We start from the raw sequence: 15,726 nt of genomic DNA on the forward strand, positions 1-15,726 counted from the left end.
GCTTCATGAAGTAGCCACAAATCACGAACAATCGCCGTCCGACTTCCGAACAAAAAGAAAAGGCGCGCTGCGAACGAATCGCGGCGCGCCTACGCTTTTCGGGAAAAGACCGGTCTGTCAGCCGCGCTTCAGAACCTCGCGGCCGTAAAGCTCGGCGATCTGCACGGCATTGAGCGCGGCGCCCTTGCGCAGATTGTCACTGACGCACCACAGGCTCAGCCCGTTCTCGACGGTCGAATCCTGCCGGATGCGACTGATGAAGGTGGCGTAATCGCCGACGCATTCGATCGGCGTGACATAGCCGCCGGGTTCACGCTTGTCGACGACCAGCACGCCAGGCGCTTCGCGCAGGATGTCGCGGGCCTCGTCCTCGTCCAGGAAGTCCTCGAACTCGATGTTGATCGCCTCGGAGTGTCCGACGAAGACCGGCACCCGCACGCAGGTCGCGGTGACCCTGACGGAGGGGTCGAGGATCTTCTTGGTCTCGGCGACCATCTTCCATTCCTCCTTGGTCGACCCGTCTTCCATGAAGACGTCGATCTGGGGAATGACGTTGAAGGCGATCTGCTTCTGGAACTTCTGCGGTGCCACTTCCTGACCGGGCACGTACATGCCCTTGGTCTGGTCCCACAGTTCGTCGATCCCGGCCTTGCCGGCGCCCGAGACCGACTGGTACGTCGATACTACGACCCGCTTGATGCGCGCGCGATCGTGCAGGGGCTTCAGCGCCACCACCATCTGCGCGGTCGAGCAGTTGGGGTTCGCGATGATCATCTTGTTGCGATACCCCGAAACCGCCTGCGGGTTCACTTCGGGCACGATCAGCGGGATGGCGGGGTCGTAGCGGTAAAGCGACGAGTTGTCGATCACAAGGCAACCCGCCCCGGCCGCGCGGGGCGCGTAGGTCTTGGTCGCCTCGGACCCGATCGCGAACAGCGCGATGTCCCAGCCTTCGAAATCGAAGTGCTCGATGTCGCGGGTCTTGAGTGTCTTGTCGCCATAGCTGACCTCGGTGCCCAGCGACCGGCGCGAGGCAAGCGCAGCGACCTCGTCCGCGGGAAACTGGCGTTCGGCCAGGATGTTCAGCATTTCGCGGCCCACATTGCCCGTGGCGCCTGCGACGACGACGCGATAGCCCATCAGGATCTCCTCTGAAAGTCGGGGTCTCTTACCAGTGACCCGTGCCGCGCGAAAGGGGGACGACACCTTGCCCAAAGTGGCGGGCCGCTTCGGTGGCGGCAGCACAGGAGGTGTCAACATGAATTGACAGCTTTCTGGACGAGGGCCGTCACTTCACCTAGACTTCCCTCAAACGCTGCGGACCCTGACCTCCATGCTCGATTCCCGACCGACCGACGACGGCCTTTGGGTTCCTCAACCGGGCGAGCCGGCGCCCCGGCGGCTTTGCACCGATTGCGGTCTGTCGCGCACCGACCGCGCGGGCGATTGCGGGCGGGCGTGCCAGTTCATCCGCCCGGATTATCCGGCGATGGAAGCGCAGGTGCATGGTCGCCCCCGTGATCCCGCCAAGGGCGACGAGCGGTTCTTCGGCCCCTATAGTGCGATGTACCGCGCGGCGCTGAAATCGCCCCGCGCCGGGGCGCAATGGACTGGCCTGACCACGCGCCTTGCCGAACGCCTGCTTGAAACCGGCGCCGTCGACGCGGTGCTGACGGTGATCCCCGATCCATCCGACCGATGGAAACCCGTGCCCGCGATCATCACCGATCCCGCAGCCATGGCCCAGGCGCGCGGCATGAGGATGGGCTATGCGCCGCTTCTGTCGCTTCTGGAACCCGCGCGGGCGGCCGGGCACCGGCGGATCGCCGTCGTCGGGATTCCCTGCCAAGTCTATGCCCTGCGCGCGATCGAGACACAGCTGGGGTTCGACGCGATCACCGTGATCGGAACGCCCTGTTCCGACAACACCACGACCGAGAACTTTCACCTGTTTCTGAGCCGTCTGACCGATCGCCCCGACGCGGTGACCTATCTGGAGTTTCGCGCCGACTACCATGTCGAGATGCGCTTCGACGACGGCACGCGGCGCGAGATCCCGTTCCTGCGCCTTCCGATTGCCGATCTTCCACCGGATTTCTTCCCGCTCACCTGCCGGACCTGCGTGGATTACACCAACAGTCTGGCCGACATTACCGTGGGCTACATGGCCGGCGAGGGCGAGCAATGGCTGATCGTGCGCAATGAACGCGGACGCGCGCTGCTGGACAGCCTTGGCGACGAGGTGCACCTGTCGGCCCCCGGTGACAAGGGCAAGCGCGCCGGGGCGGTGAAGGGCTTCATCGAGAATACCCGCCGGGCCGCCGGTGGTCTGCCGCTGCGCCGCATGCCAGATTTCCTGCGCGGACTTGTGGGTTGGCTTCAGCCCCGCACCGGGCCGCGCGGCCTGGAATTCGCGCGCACGCGGCTCGAGATGAAGGCGGCCGAAACCGTTCTGCACCTGCGACGATCGGAACCGCGCCGGATGCGGTGGATGATCCCGAAGCACGTCTGGGATCTGGTCGCGCCCTACGGGCTGGCCCCGGACGCGGGCGAGGCCCCGGCGCGCAAGGACCTTCAGCGGCCGAAATAGTCCCTGTACCAGTCGATGAACCGGGCGACGCCGTCGGAAATCGAGGTGGACGGTCGGAACCCCGTCAACTGCTCGAGTAGCCGCGTGTCGGCCCAGGTCGCCGGCACGTCTCCGGGCTGCATCGGCTGCATGTCCTTTGCAAGGCTGCGGCCGGTCGCGGCCTCGATCGCCTGGATGAACTCCATCAACCGAACGGGCGCCGCGTTGCCGATGTTGACGATCCTATAGGGCGCCACGGGCGACAGGCTGTCTGCGCTCGCGATTTCGCCGACCTGTTTCGGGCGCGAGGGAACTGCCTCGGCGAGTCGAACGATCGCCTCGACCAGATCGTCGATGAACGTGAAATCCCGCGCCATGTCGCCGTGATTGAACACCCGGATCGGACGCCCCTGGAAGGCCGCGTCGGCGAAAAGCATCGGCGCCATGTCGGGCCGCCCCCAAGGGCCGTAGACCGTGAAGAAGCGGAACATCGTCACAGGCAGGTCGTAAAGATGCGAATAGCTGTGGGCCATCGCCTCGGTCGCCTTCTTGGTGGCGGCATAGAAGGACATCTGCGTATCGGCCTTGTCCGTTTCGGCATAGGGCATCTGCGTGTTGGCGCCGTAGACCGACGAGGTCGAGGCCAGCAGAAGGTGACCTGGCGGATAGGCCCGCGCCGCTTCGAGCAGCCGGAAGGTGCCGACGATGTTCGCCTCGACATAGGTTTCAGGCGCGTCGATCGAATGGCGCACGCCGGCCTGTGCGGCCAGGTGCAGCACCACGTTGGGCCGATGGGACAAGAGGTGATGCAGCCGCCCCGGCTCTTCGATCCGGGCCTCGACGTGGGTGAAGCGGGGGTTTCCGGCGATCGTCGACAGCCGCGCGCGCTTCAAGGCAGGATCGTAGTAATCCGTCATCGCGTCGATGCCGGTCACCTTCCAGCCCTCGCTCAGAAGGCGCGAGGCGACGGCGTGGCCGATGAAGCCGGCAGAGCCGGTGACGAGGGCGGTTCGGGCGGACTGTATCATGCCAGGAAAGAGACGCCGAAAGGGCCAGACATTCAACGGGAAAGCCATGTGGTGGGCGCAAACCGGGCCGAAATCTGGTCATTGCAGGGAGCGGGTGCCATGAAGACATTGGCGCAGCGGTCGGTCATGCACTAACACTCGAACCGGATCACACTCCGGCCTTCGGCATCGGCTTCTTTCGTGACGACGGCAGGACGCAAATGCACGCTGAAGCGCTGGCGGCAACAAGGGAAATGACGTGGTGAAGACGGACCCAAACCCGACGAAGGCAGATGAATGATACATCCGGTCATACTGTGCGGCGGGTCGGGAACCCGACTCTGGCCAGCCTCGCGCAAGGCCTTTCCAAAGCAGTTTGCGCCGCTGATCGGCAAGGAAAGCCTGTACCAGGCGACGTTGCGCCGTTTCTCGGGACCGGACTATGCCTCTCCGCTGATCCTGACGGGCGACGACTTCCGCTTCATGGCGACCGAACAGGCACGCGCCATCGGTCTGGCGGATGCGCGGGTGATCGTCGAACCCGTCGGCCGGGATACCGGGCCGGCGATCCTGACGGCGGCACTTCTGCTGAGGGATGTCCCAGACGCGCTGATGCTGGTGGCCCCGTCCGATCATGTCATCGCGGACACCGGCGCGTTCCGCCGGGCAGTCACCAGGGGCGCCGGTGCCGCCGCCTCGGGCGCCCTCGTCACCTTCGGCGTGACGCCGGATCGGCCCGAGACCGGATATGGCTACCTCGAGTTGTCCGAGGCTCCCACCGGCGACGGTGCAATCCCGCTTGAAAGCTTCCGCGAGAAGCCCGACCTTGCAACCGCCGAGGCGATGCTGGCGGCCGGGAACTTCCTTTGGAACGCCGGCATCTTCCTGTTTCGTCCCACCGACGTGATCCGCGAGTTCGAGGCGCACGCGCCCGAGCTTCTTGGTCCCTGCGGCGATGCCATCGCGAAAGGGGCCGAGGACCTGGGGTTCTTTCGTCTCGATGCGGCGTCCTACGCCCGGTCGACGGCGATCTCGTTCGACTATGCCGTGATGGAGAAGGCCGCCAAGGTGGCTGCGGTGCCGCTCGACAGCGGCTGGTCCGACCTCGGCGCCTGGGATGCGCTTTGGAAGATCGCCCCCCCGGACGAAAGTGGCGTCGCCACAGAAGGCGCAGCGATCGCGATCGACTGCCGCGACAGCTATCTGCGATCAGAAGATCCCGCGATGCAACTGGTCGGTCTGGGCCTGGACGGGATCGTCGCGGTCGCCATGAATGACGCGGTTCTGGTGATTGCGAAGGATCGCGCACAAGACGTGAAAGCGGTGGTCGGCGCCCTACGTGCGGCCGGCGCCTCGCAGGCCGACGATTATCCCCGCTTCCATCGCCCCTGGGGCTGGTATGAGACGCTGTGCCTTGGCGGTCGGTTTCAGGTCAAGCGCATCATGGTCAAACCGGGAGGCGTGCTTTCACTGCAAAGCCACATGCATCGATCCGAGCATTGGGTGGTCGTCGAAGGAACCGCAGAGATAACGATTGGTGATGAGATCAGGCTCGTGACTGAAAACGAAAGCGTCTACATCCCCCTGGGCAAGAAACACAGAATGGCGAACCGTGGCCAGCTGCCGATGTACCTGATCGAAGTGCAGACCGGCGCCTACCTGGGCGAGGATGACATCGTCCGCTACGAGGACGTGTACAACCGGGGGTGAAGCTTCGGCGGCCGCGGGAATGGGCAGATCGCCCGACCTCACGGAACGGTAACCCTGAGACGGTTGCCCACCACCGCCACGCCCGAGGGCAGCGTCGCCCCGTTGTCGGTCAGGCTGTCCACGTCGATCAGGTCATACGTCCCCGCCGAAAGCCCCGTCGTGTCCACCGTGATCGTGCTGCCCGAGGCAAGGACCACCGTTGAAGTTACCGAAGTGGCCTTGGGCTGGCCCGTGACGCCCGCGCCCAGATCCTCAAGGCCATACTTGCCCGACCGGAACTCGCGCACCTGCGGCAGAACCCCGGAGACAGGGGCGAAGGCCAGCGTCCCGTTGACCGTCAGCGTGGCCGTGCCACTCTGCCCGTCGAAGCCCGCTTTCAGATCGCCCCCGGTCAGGGTCAGCGTGTCGCCTGTGGAAATCGTGAGACTTCCCCCGGAGTCGATCAGCAATTCCGACTTGCCCGAGAACGCGCCCCTGACATTGCTGACCGCCGCGCCGATGCCAAGCCGCCCGCCCGTGGCCGTCACGACCACATCCGCCGTGGACGCGCCCTTGATCCAGAATTGCGCCGCGCCAAGCAACTCGACCGAACCTTCCGAGGTTTCCTGCATGGACGTGCAGGAGATATACCCACCATAGAGACGGAACCCGCCGCCGTTCCCGAAGTCCAAGTCGGCAAAGCGCCAGGTCATAAAGCTGTAGGCGAGATTGCCGTTCAGGTCGCAGTCATCGCCGTCCACGGGATAATCGCCCCGCGTCCCGTTGATGAGCCAGCTATCCGGCGTGTCGGTGCGCCAGCCGTCCCCGTCCGGGTCGGGCGAGAACGTGGCCGAAACCCCCGCTGTGTGGCCGATGGTGCCCTTGCCTGTCAGACCTGCGACGTAGTTCCAGATCGGAATGGCCTGAAGGCAGCGGTCGGACAGCGTGCGGAGATAGTCGCAGGCATCGTCCGTGGTGTTCGTGCCAGCGGCGACGCCCTGCTTGGCGTCGGCCCACCGCCCAAGGGTCAGCGCGTTCTTGTTCGCCGCGCTTATCCCTGCTGCGTTCAGGTCGTTGCCGCCCCAATTGATGACCGTGCTTTCCAGCTTCCAGATATTCGGCATTTCGACGGTCGGATTGGCATATTTGGGGTCCAGCGTGACGCCACCCGCCCACGGCGTTTTCGTCCAGCGCGGATCGGCGAGGTTCGTCTCATGTGCGAGGTTGTTTGGGTCGATCAGATTCGCCGCGACCACGTTCTTGCAAGTCGCGAGACTTCCACCATTAGACGGTCCCGAAATGAAGTTCTTGCCGTCAATGCTTCCTGCCGCACCAGCTATACTGGTCACTTTTCGCGCACGGCCCATCACCGCAACTCGGTTGAAATACGAGATATTGCCATGATCCGGCTCTGGCTGACCGCCGTTGCCGATCAAATCGGCCATGTTGTTGTCGGCGCGGATCAGGAGGTTTGCGAACGTGCCGCATCTCCATTGGCCGGGGTCGAAACAGGCGCGCGTGTTGATGCACTCAAGGTTCGCCACATCTTGCAGGCCCGATGATCCATCATATTCGTCGTGGTTCAGATAACTTGGGGCGGGCCCGAACTCACCACTATTCCATGTTGTGCCGTCGGTATTGTAGGTGGGCGACCAAGAGTTGCGGTCATAAAAATTCCGCCACCGTAGCACATGATCCGTATCTGAGAGAAAGTGCGCCGAATGGCGATCCGCGCCCGCTTGATAGTCGGGAGAATTCCCTGTGGGCGGTGCCCAAATTACCCCATTGTCGGGGAATGTTTTCACACAGTCTATGAAGGAGCAGCCAAACAGGGTGAGGTGTTTGACCGGACCAATATCCGTAGAAAGGCCGTAGCCGGGAACCGTAAAGTTGCAATCCGCATATGTGATGAATTGCGCATCAGTGGTCCAAGTTTGCTGCGCGCAAAAATCAAGACCTTGCAAGACAACGTTTCGCGGATCAATTGCGCTGTTGCCAGTTCGCACTCCGGTTGCGGTCATTTGCGGTCGCGACCCTGAGTCGAAATCCCCAAGGAGAGTTGGGTGTAGCGGGCTTTCGGACTCGGCCATATTGCCGATCAAGCCAGTCGGAAACGACCCGCCGCGCTTGAACAGCGCCCACAATGACCGTACCGCCGTGTTGCTTCTGCTAAACCTGTTGCTGAACAGGGTCGCCCCGATATCGCTTGACCCAGCCACGGCCCAAGCCAGGGGCAGGTCTGACCGCTTGCCCCATCCTGCAGCGTTCGAAGCCCCGTTAAGCCAAGACGCCGTGATAGTCGCGGCCGAAACACCTTCCACCGCCGCTATCTCGGCCCGCGTGTAGCCGTCCACGCTATCGGCTGCGAAATACCAGACCTGCGTGGTTTCCCCGGGCTCGACGATCATCCGCGCGCCGTTCGTTGGGTCCACTTCAAGGGTGTAGAACTCGCCCTTGCCCCAGCCAAGGGGAATGTCTGGCGTGGCGGCACCCTGAAAGCCGGGGTGCGTCAGTGCCGTAGAAGTGGCGAGAAGCCGAAGTCTACCCATCTATGCTGCCTTCAATGCGACGATTGAAACGGCCCATTGAAACGAGCCGTCATTGTTGTCGTAATCTGCCGTGGCGGTGTGGGTCGTAGCTGTATCCGCGATGAAACCGGCGACCCCCGAACGGTGCGAGGCGTTAGCCTGCCGCACATCCGCCAGTTCGTTCCCCGCCATCGCCCCACCCCAGGTGATGCCGGTCGCCGTTCCACTGCGGCACAGCGTGACGGCGATTACCGCGTCGCCAACGGCACAGGCCGAACCCAGCGCCGCACCGAAGGGCGAGTTCACCTGCGTGCCGCCGGCTACCCCTTCGAGATGTCCGGTTGCCGTCGCCCCCGTAAGACGCAGGACATGAACCTGCCGGTCGAGCGACAGTCCCGCGCCGGTCACGCCGATCGTCAGGTCACTGGCCGCTGTCGTTGTAACCAGCCAAATGCCCGCAACGGCGGCGTCCGACACGCCGGTCCTGCCACCTTCGACCAGCGTGGCTGAGGCGCCGATGTTGGCCCCTGAAAGGACAAGCGTGGCCGGTCCAGTCGCCTGACTCGCAATGTCCGTGATCGCCACCACGAACGTGCCCGCATCCGGAAAGACGTTCGGCGTCGTTTGGGTCGCCACTCCGGAAAGGTCGATCGCCTGATTGTGGTTCGCAAGGTAGGCGAGTTCGAGGCCACCGGGTACGTTGTTCGTCACCGCGCGACCCGAGAACGCCGCAAGCGGGTTGCCGCGCTCATCGGTCAGGTTGGCACCAAAATAGCTGATCGTGTCTGCCTGATTGCCCGCGATCGTGGGCGCGATCGACAGCGTGACGGTGTTCGTGTCCACTGAAATGCCCGTGATTGAATGACCGGGCATGGTCCACTGGGAAAGGTCCGGGGCCCCGACGAGCATCTCGTCGAAAGCTAGGAGCACGGCATCGCCCGTTTCGTTCGTCTGAGCACTCAGGAGAGCTGGTGGAGAGAAGTCGATGTCGGTCAGCGGGACACGCCTGATGCCGGATGTTCCGCCGTTGGTGCGCTCGACCGCCACCAGGGCCAGCTCGGTAACACTGTCGTCGGTGACGTCGGAAAGATCGACTTCTCCGCCTTCGTACGAAAGTCTCGCCTTGAACTCCACGCCTTCACCGCCCGTTTGCTGGATCAACTGCGCCTCGGTGATGGCAAATCCCGCAGGACCGGTTGCGGCGAAAAGATCGACGACATCCGCCCCTGAGTAGCTGTAGCTCACGGGAATGATGTCCGGATTGCCGCCCGACCCTGCAACCTGGGCGCCAAGCGAAAGTGACGGGTTCACCGGCGATGCGCCTGAAACAGAGACGGGCTTGCCAGCCGACCAGGGCCCCGCACCAACGGCGTTGACCGCACGCAGCGCGACGACGCGTTCTCCTGCCGCAAGGCCGGAAGCAGAGAACCCCGTCGTCCCGCTCGAGGAAATCGCCTGGGCGCCGTCGATACTGTATTGAATGTCGATGACCGGCGATCCCCCGTCATCGGGCAATCCAAGAACAGTCACGCTGGCTTCGCCCGGCGCCCCGGTCGCAAGCAACCATGCCGACACCGCAAATACCTCGGGGACACCCGCGCCGACAATCACTGGAGAACCTGTCGTGCTGCCGGTGCCGGTCACATGGCTCCACGAGAACCGCGCCGTCAGCACCTCGCCGGCGGCAAGCACATAGGTCATGCCCTGCTGCGCGCCATCGACCAGAACCGAGACTTCGCCGCCCTCGAGCGGCGGAACCCCGCTTCCCTCGCCGTCCAGGGCATAGACGACCTCGCTCAACTGCTGACCCGCCGCGTAGGTGCCGACGATGGTGATGGAAGGCGTCGGCGCCACTGGGCCCGAAGGCGGTGCAAGGCCGCCTCCGTCCACGGTCAGGATCTGGCCGATGCTGTGGGAATGTCCATGTTTCATGAAATCTCCGGCTCAATCTGACGCGACGGGGTGAAGGAACGACGGACGGTGGTCAGTACATGGCCACGATGCCCGTCGCGGTCGTTCCCGTGGCCCAGACCCGCCTGCAGCGGATCGGGAAGGGCACACCGGCAACGACAGCGATCGTCGCGACGTCGCCTGCAACGGTGGTGACACGAACCGCGCCGCCACCGGAAACATTCAGGGCACGGCTTGCGAAGGGCATATCCTCGCTGTCACTCGGGGTGACGACCTTGAGATGGGCCGCAGGGCTTTCTAGGCCGGGGGTCGAGGAAGCGAATAGGTCAGGCATGCTGGCATCCCGTTTTTCGTTCAGGGGTTCGCTTCGCCAATCGAAGGCACAGGAAGGCGGCCATTCGGGACGACGCGGTTCCCAAGTCTCCGGGATAGACGTTAATCACCGGAAACCCGAGCGAACGCGCGGGAAATCAAGACGTTGGGGAAAACGTTACGCCTGGGTTACTCCAGCGCGCGGCATGCCGAAGCGCAGCGGTTCAGCCTATTTGTATTCAATGAGTTGCGCCGGCCGTCGTCGAATCTGGCGCCAGACCCAGGTCAGCACACCCTGGGTTTCGGCAAATTTCGCCAACATGAGGAACGCCGCGCTCGACCATCGCAAACCCCGGCCTCGAAGCCGGAGGATCTGCGCAGGCCAGAGAAGACCCAGCATCGCGGCCCAGGGCGTGATCAAGGCCCCGAGCGTCACGGTTGCCGGCAGCCCGAGCCCCCAGAAAAGGGTCCGTCGCAGCTTTTCGACGTTGTGTCGTTCGGGTCGGCCGCCATGCATCGCGACCCCCTCGGCATAGGTGAAGCCGGCCCGTCTGCACCGCTGCCACCACTGACTGAAGCGGGTCATGGCAGCGTCATGCCAGGACATTTCGGCCTCAAGCCGCCAGACACCCCAGCCGGCACCTCGCAATCGGACGCACAACTCGGGTTCTTCCCCGGCGATCATGTCCGGATTGAAGCCACCCACCTCGTTCAAGGCGTCCAGGCGCATCATCGCGATTCCGCCACAGGACTTGACTTCGCCCGGAGCGACGGCCCACTCCTCATCCGCGAGGCGGTTCCATATCGTCGCCTGTGGGTATCTTTCCCTAAGCCTTCCGGACACCACGGCTACCTTCGGGTGATCGCTCAGAAAGCCTTCCGCTGTCGCGATCCAACCGGGCCGCATCTCGCAGTCGCCATCGACGAACTGGACGAACCGAAGCCGGGTGTCTCCGTCAAGAACGGTCAGACCCGCATTCCTGGCCCGTGCCGCCGTAAACGGCAGCCTGGTGTCGAGCTCGACAACCTCGGCCCCCAGCTTGTGCGCCTCTGCCACGCTTTCATCGGTTGATCCTGAATCGACATAGACAAGTCGGGCGACCGTGCCGGCCAAAGACGTAAGGCAGGCAATCAGCCGTGCACCCTCGTTACGGCCGATGACGACCGCGGCGACGGTCACGCACCCCTCCGGTCAACCAGAAGCGGCCAGATCACCTTCCGGCAGTGGTCGGTGAGGAAATGCGAGGGGACGTTGGGCTCCTCCCCGCCCAGACGCCTGACGATCATGTTCACAAATCCCGCTGGAAGAACCAGCAGCGCAAGGACCAGGGCGCCGGCACGTCCCTTTGCGAGCGTGAAGTAGTGTCTCCAAGACCTGTACAGATAGTCGGGCTGGCGCGATCGACCCCGTTTTCCCCGGCCTGTAGCCACACCTTCGAAGTGGGTGACTACGGCTTCGGGCACGTAGAGCGTTTTCCAGCCACCGCGTGCCAGCCGCAGCATCAGTTCTACCTCTTCATAGTAAAGGAAGAACGTCGGGTCGAAGAAACCGACTTTCCTCAGCGCGTCGAAACGGAACATCACGGCCGCTCCACTGACCCAGTCGACCGGTCCGCCGGGATGATCCGGTGGCAGCGAAGGCCGCCGGCTCCCCAGCAGGCGGTCGAGAGGGCCGAAGTTGATCACGCGCACGATCTCGCCGACCATGGACGGGAACCGAAACGCACCCGATCTTGGCTGGCCAGTCTCATCCACCAGGGCCGCGCCGGCCGCGGCCGCGCCGGGCATGTCGTCCAGGGCGCAAGCAAGGATGGCAGCAGCGTCGTTCTCAAGTCGCGCATCGGGGTTCAACAGGAAGACCTTGCCAGGCGGCGTCTCGGCGCGCGCCAAGGCTTCCAGCACGACGTTGTTGCCACCTCCGAAGCCATGGTTCTCGGTCTCCAGGTAAAGCTGGACGCTGTCGCCCCAGCCACGTGCGCTGTGCGTCCGAACGAACACGGCGGCGTCGTCACCTGGCGACGCGTTGTCGACAAGGTGCACCGTCGCCCGGCGACCTCCGTGGTCCCGCGCACGCACGCTTTCCACAGCGGCAATCGCAAGATCGGCCGTTCGGTAGTTCACCACGATGACGGCGATTTCTTCGCTGGTCCTTGGCAACGGATGACCGGTCATGACACCGGGTCTTCGCGGCCATTCGGAAGCGTCTGCAGATTCCGCGCGTAATCATGCGTTGGGCGCCCATTCGATATGGGGCCGGACGCGGATTCCGGCCCGAACCTGCTGTAGCGGACCACCTGCATGTCGTCGGCGGTCCAACTGGCCTTGGCCTTTTCCACGATGCGTCCGTGCTCGACGCGTCCGATCAGGGCGCCCGCAATCATCCAGGTCAAGGGCGTCAAACCCGCGTTCGGAATAAGATCGATCAGATTGCCAGCAAGAACCACCGCCAAACCCGCTGTCGCGATAGTGATCTCGTATTGCCTCGATCGCCACCACAGCAGCAATGTACCCAGCGTCAGCAATCCGAACTCGCCGAGATAGCCCACCCAGCCGTTCGAACCGACCTTGATGACCCAGAGGCCATCCGTGAGCGAAAGGTTGCGCCCCGTCTCGTCGTCAAATATGCGGTTTCGCCCCCAGCTACCCCAGCCGAACAATGGTCGGTTTGACGCCTTCTCGAGCAGCTGATCCTCATTCACAAGGCGCGTTAGCAGCGAGGCCGCGCGTGAAGCGTCAATGGATTGGGCGAGTCCCATGACCCGATCGACGGGAACCAGATCGGCCCCACGCAACATGGGATATGTCAGAATGATTGCCGCAATTGCCGCCGCGACTGTAAGTTGCAATCGCGGTCCGAGAAAGAGGATGACTGGCGCAAGGATGATGGTGACGGCCAGTGACCCAAGCGACTTCGCCATGATGAGAACGAGGAGTACCCAGCATGCCGCCAGCAGATACTTGACCCGCGTCGTTCCCGCGCTGTCGCGAAAAAGAACGAGCGACGCCAGGATTGCACCTGACAGGAACAGGGCAAGCCAGAGCGCGTGATTGAGGAAGACGACAGGTCTGAACCCGTCTCCCCGCACATGCTGGACCCATGAGTGCTGAAAATACCCATAGACTTTCAGGTGAAGCTGCGGCGACATCCTGATCTCGTAGAGCGCAAGCAAAGAGTAGCCGACACCCGCGATGACAAGTGCGGCAAGCAAAATCCTGTGCACGTCCGGATGGCCGAGAAAGCGCCGCCCAAGCAGCAGCGGGACCAAGGCAAGGGCCGTGCCCAGAAGACCGGAAAGTGCGTCATAGGGCCTTAAACCCGGCAATGTCAGGGAGCCGACTTGAATGGCGTCGGCATTCGTCAAGACGGTGCCGACAACGCCGACAAAGATCCCCGCCAGGCAAAGATTGACCGGCCACAGGCGCGGCAGCCATCCCGGCAGGAACAGATCGGGCGTCCGATCCTGTTGTCTCCGCATCGCAATCGTCACCGCAACCATCGTAGCAAGGGCCGGCACTACGGCCTTGTTGAGCGCGGGCAGCATTGGCAGATCGAAGTTGGCCTTCTCTGGCAAAAGTAGGTAGCCGCCCAAGAGCGACCAGATGAGGGCTTCCGCCGGCCTGAGCTTGACGAACAGGAAGATGACGACAACGGGCCAGGTAAAGATCGCAAAAAGCGGCGGGATCATGCCTCGCCTCCCCGCTCGCCCGACTTGCGCGACAGCCGAAGCCGCATCGTCGCGATGGTGAGGCCGGGCAGAATGAGAAAACAGTCACGGTATCGCCGCCACAGACGGCCCGGGCTCTGCATCAGCCGCCAGAACCATTCTAGCGCAAGCTTGCGCACCCATAGGGGCGCGCGATTCTGCGCACCCGACAGAAAGTCGAGGCCGGCCCCGATCGACAGGGTGCCGATCTCGGGATGGGCTCGGGCGATACGACTTGCCAGGATTTCCTGCTTCGGTGCGCCAAGCGCCAGAAACACGACACGGGCGCCTGACCGGAAAAGGGTTTCGATCATCGCTTCGGCCTCTGTCCCCGCTGGGTCGAACCCCATAGGAGGAGAAAGCCGGGCGACGATCCTGAGGTCGGGGTAGCGGCGCGTCAAAGCCTTGGCCGCGGCGTCGAGCGACGCGTCGGTTGTCCCGAACAGACCAACCGGTACGCCAAGCCGCGAAGCCATTTCGACGACAGGCTCAACCAGTTCCGAACCCGGGGTGAGTTTCACGCGTTGTCCAGCCAGCCGCGCAAGCCAGACCACCGGGTTGCCGTCGGCCGTCACGTGGCTCATTCCGGCGTAGGACTCCGCAAAACCGGGCAATCGTCTGAACTTCACCAGATGGTCAAGATTGAGCGTTGCTACCGAGAACCCGCGCCCATCGAGTAGTCGCTGTTCGAGGTCCGCCAGAAGCACGGACGCCGACGGCGAGTTGAGGCGCACCGCGCAATCCTTCGACGGCGCACACCAGGACAGGGTGCGCCAATCGACTGTCATCTGCCCGGTGTCGTACACCGATCAGCCCCGACACCTGGAAAGGCGCGCGGCGCAAGGAGAGGAAAATGAGGACCCTGCCATTCCTGCGATCTCACCCGATATCTTCCAGAATGCGCTTTTGAAAATCCGGATACCAGAGGTCGATCTCTTCCGCGTCCCGGCTCCAGATCTCGCGCCAGTGCCGCATGGCCGTCAGAACACCCGCCACCTGGGGGAACTGCCACCTGCGGGATAGCCCGTCCTTCAGGAACTCGGACAGCAGCCGCCGCCACAGCATGACCCGATATCGGGACAGGAAATCATCCGGTCGTGACGCATTCCGTTTCAGGAAAACCGCCATGTTCATCAATTGGAAGGCGATCACCTTCTTGCGCTTGATCCGCCCGGAGGCCGCCTCGTAGTGGTGCAGTTTCGCGAGGTTCGCACGCAGGAGTGCCCCATGGCGCGCAATCCGATAGGAAACATCGAAATCCTCGAAGGCGGCGTAGTATCGAAGCGTGGTGTCAAATTGCTCGCGAAGCGCAATGTCTCGCCAGATGCTCATTCCCGAGCCTGGCATCAGCTTCGTTGCGGTCACATTCAGATGCGCGACAGAAGACGGCACACGCAGCTCGCGGGGCTCGTCGTAGTGAAGGAACAGGACGTCCGAGCCCTGAAACAGGATTTCGCGATTGATCCATCGGCCGACACGAGACCTGAGCACGACCTGCGCCAACCGGCCCTGCGTCCTTCGACCAGACTCCTTGCGGGCAAGGCCTGCATCGCGCGATGTGGTTTCGGCGACCGGATTGACCGCCACGTGCTGCGCGCTGACACCGGCGATTCCGCGTCCAGGATCCGCCTCGTAGACCGCCATCAGTTCCTCTGCACAGGTATCGTACAGGAAGGAATCGTCATCGATGAGGAACACGATGTCCGACGTAGCCCGTGAAATCGCAAGATTGCGCTGAGTTGCCGAGGACCGCACCGGACTCGTCACATAATCAAGCCGGATCTCGGGACGCCCCTCCAACAGGGCCTCGGCGCGCGCGCGGCCCTCTTCCCAGTTGTCGCTGGCGTCCACGATGACGATTTCCGTCGGCGGACGGGTCTGTTGCAGTACCAGCGACAGAGCGACCATCAGCACGTCGTGCCGATTGAGCGTCGCTATGCAGGTTGCCCAGGTCAGCCTGCCCGCGCTGCCCGACGAGATGTGGGATGTCTGCGTCACCTTTGCGA

Annotated in this window: 12 protein-coding genes; 2 read left to right on the forward strand and 10 right to left on the reverse strand. The window is 63.4% G+C overall.

All coding sequences use genetic code 11. The features are described from left to right. Positions 1-117: 117 nt before the first annotated feature. The gene (locus ACRDNQ_RS07200) at positions 118-1,140 is read right to left on the reverse strand and encodes an aspartate-semialdehyde dehydrogenase (RefSeq protein ID WP_431827975.1); all 1,023 of its coding nucleotides are present in this window, start codon (positions 1,138-1,140) and stop codon (positions 118-120) included. Positions 1,141-1,333: 193 nt separating this feature from the next. On the opposite strand from ACRDNQ_RS07200, the gene ACRDNQ_RS07205 reads away from it, so the two are divergent. Next, entirely contained in the window at positions 1,334-2,590 is a 1,257-nt protein-coding gene (locus tag ACRDNQ_RS07205) for a Coenzyme F420 hydrogenase/dehydrogenase, beta subunit C-terminal domain (RefSeq protein WP_431827976.1), read from the forward strand. Here ACRDNQ_RS07205 and ACRDNQ_RS07210 read toward each other — a convergent pair. Continuing rightward, positions 2,575-3,597 (reverse strand): NAD-dependent epimerase/dehydratase family protein, encoded by a 1,023-nt coding sequence (locus tag ACRDNQ_RS07210; RefSeq protein ID WP_431827977.1) that lies wholly within the window; start codon positions 3,595-3,597, stop codon positions 2,575-2,577. The two genes, ACRDNQ_RS07205 and ACRDNQ_RS07210, sit on opposite strands and share 16 nt — an antisense overlap. Before the next feature lie 276 nt (positions 3,598-3,873). On the opposite strand from ACRDNQ_RS07210, the gene ACRDNQ_RS07215 reads away from it, so the two are divergent. Beyond that, complete coding sequence (locus ACRDNQ_RS07215; RefSeq protein WP_431827978.1) at positions 3,874-5,286, forward strand: mannose-1-phosphate guanylyltransferase/mannose-6-phosphate isomerase; 1,413 nt, start codon at positions 3,874-3,876, stop codon at positions 5,284-5,286. Positions 5,287-5,324: 38 nt separating this feature from the next. On the opposite strand, the gene ACRDNQ_RS07220 is transcribed toward ACRDNQ_RS07215, so the two are convergent. From ACRDNQ_RS07220 to ACRDNQ_RS07255, 8 genes are all read right to left on the reverse strand, one after another. Then, a complete protein-coding gene (locus ACRDNQ_RS07220) occupies positions 5,325-7,814 on the reverse strand; it encodes a hypothetical protein (protein ID WP_431827979.1) in 2,490 nt (829 codons plus the stop codon). Continuing rightward, positions 7,815-9,725, reverse strand: a complete 1,911-nt coding sequence (locus ACRDNQ_RS07225) for a hypothetical protein (protein ID WP_431827980.1) — start codon at positions 9,723-9,725, stop codon at positions 7,815-7,817. A gap of 52 nt (positions 9,726-9,777) precedes the next feature. Beyond that, entirely contained in the window at positions 9,778-10,038 is a 261-nt protein-coding gene (locus ACRDNQ_RS07230) for a spike base protein, RCAP_Rcc01079 family (RefSeq protein WP_431827981.1), read from the reverse strand. A 207-nt stretch (positions 10,039-10,245) separates the two neighbouring features. After that, positions 10,246-11,196, reverse strand: a complete 951-nt coding sequence (locus tag ACRDNQ_RS07235; protein WP_431827982.1) for a glycosyltransferase family 2 protein — start codon at positions 11,194-11,196, stop codon at positions 10,246-10,248. Further along, positions 11,193-12,188, reverse strand: a complete 996-nt coding sequence (locus tag ACRDNQ_RS07240; RefSeq protein WP_431827983.1) for a glycosyltransferase family 2 protein — start codon at positions 12,186-12,188, stop codon at positions 11,193-11,195. Before ACRDNQ_RS07240 ends, ACRDNQ_RS07235 begins: the two co-directional genes overlap by 4 nt. After that, positions 12,185-13,702, reverse strand: a complete 1,518-nt coding sequence (locus ACRDNQ_RS07245) for a hypothetical protein (protein WP_431827984.1) — start codon at positions 13,700-13,702, stop codon at positions 12,185-12,187. Before ACRDNQ_RS07245 ends, ACRDNQ_RS07240 begins: the two co-directional genes overlap by 4 nt. Continuing rightward, complete coding sequence (locus ACRDNQ_RS07250) at positions 13,699-14,508, reverse strand: WecB/TagA/CpsF family glycosyltransferase (protein ID WP_431827985.1); 810 nt, start codon at positions 14,506-14,508, stop codon at positions 13,699-13,701. Before ACRDNQ_RS07250 ends, ACRDNQ_RS07245 begins: the two co-directional genes overlap by 4 nt. Before the next feature lie 91 nt (positions 14,509-14,599). Beyond that, entirely contained in the window at positions 14,600-15,718 is a 1,119-nt protein-coding gene (locus tag ACRDNQ_RS07255) for a glycosyltransferase (RefSeq protein WP_431827986.1), read from the reverse strand. Between the last annotated feature and the right edge of the window lie 8 nt (positions 15,719-15,726).

It is taken from the genome of Saliniferula longa, from assembly GCF_050789285.1.
Lineage (GTDB): Bacteria > Pseudomonadota > Alphaproteobacteria > Rhodobacterales > Rhodobacteraceae > CAVPWP01.

What these genes read in the sequence shown, in the direction of transcription:
- ACRDNQ_RS07200 (WP_431827975.1), bottom strand. Translation starts at nt 1,140, where the DNA reads ATGGGCTATCGCGTCGTCGTCGCAGGCGCCACGGGCAATGTGGGCCGC.
- ACRDNQ_RS07205 (WP_431827976.1), top strand. Translation starts at nt 1,334, where the DNA reads ATGCTCGATTCCCGACCGACCGACGACGGCCTTTGGGTTCCTCAACCG.
- ACRDNQ_RS07210 (WP_431827977.1), bottom strand. Translation starts at nt 3,597, where the DNA reads ATGATACAGTCCGCCCGAACCGCCCTCGTCACCGGCTCTGCCGGCTTC.
- ACRDNQ_RS07215 (WP_431827978.1), top strand. Translation starts at nt 3,874, where the DNA reads ATGATACATCCGGTCATACTGTGCGGCGGGTCGGGAACCCGACTCTGG.
- ACRDNQ_RS07220 (WP_431827979.1), bottom strand. Translation starts at nt 7,814, where the DNA reads ATGGGTAGACTTCGGCTTCTCGCCACTTCTACGGCACTGACGCACCCC.
- ACRDNQ_RS07225 (WP_431827980.1), bottom strand. Translation starts at nt 9,725, where the DNA reads ATGAAACATGGACATTCCCACAGCATCGGCCAGATCCTGACCGTGGAC.
- ACRDNQ_RS07230 (WP_431827981.1), bottom strand. Translation starts at nt 10,038, where the DNA reads ATGCCTGACCTATTCGCTTCCTCGACCCCCGGCCTAGAAAGCCCTGCG.
- ACRDNQ_RS07240 (WP_431827983.1), bottom strand. Translation starts at nt 12,188, where the DNA reads ATGACCGGTCATCCGTTGCCAAGGACCAGCGAAGAAATCGCCGTCATC.
- ACRDNQ_RS07245 (WP_431827984.1), bottom strand. Translation starts at nt 13,702, where the DNA reads ATGATCCCGCCGCTTTTTGCGATCTTTACCTGGCCCGTTGTCGTCATC.
- ACRDNQ_RS07250 (WP_431827985.1), bottom strand. Translation starts at nt 14,508, where the DNA reads ATGACAGTCGATTGGCGCACCCTGTCCTGGTGTGCGCCGTCGAAGGAT.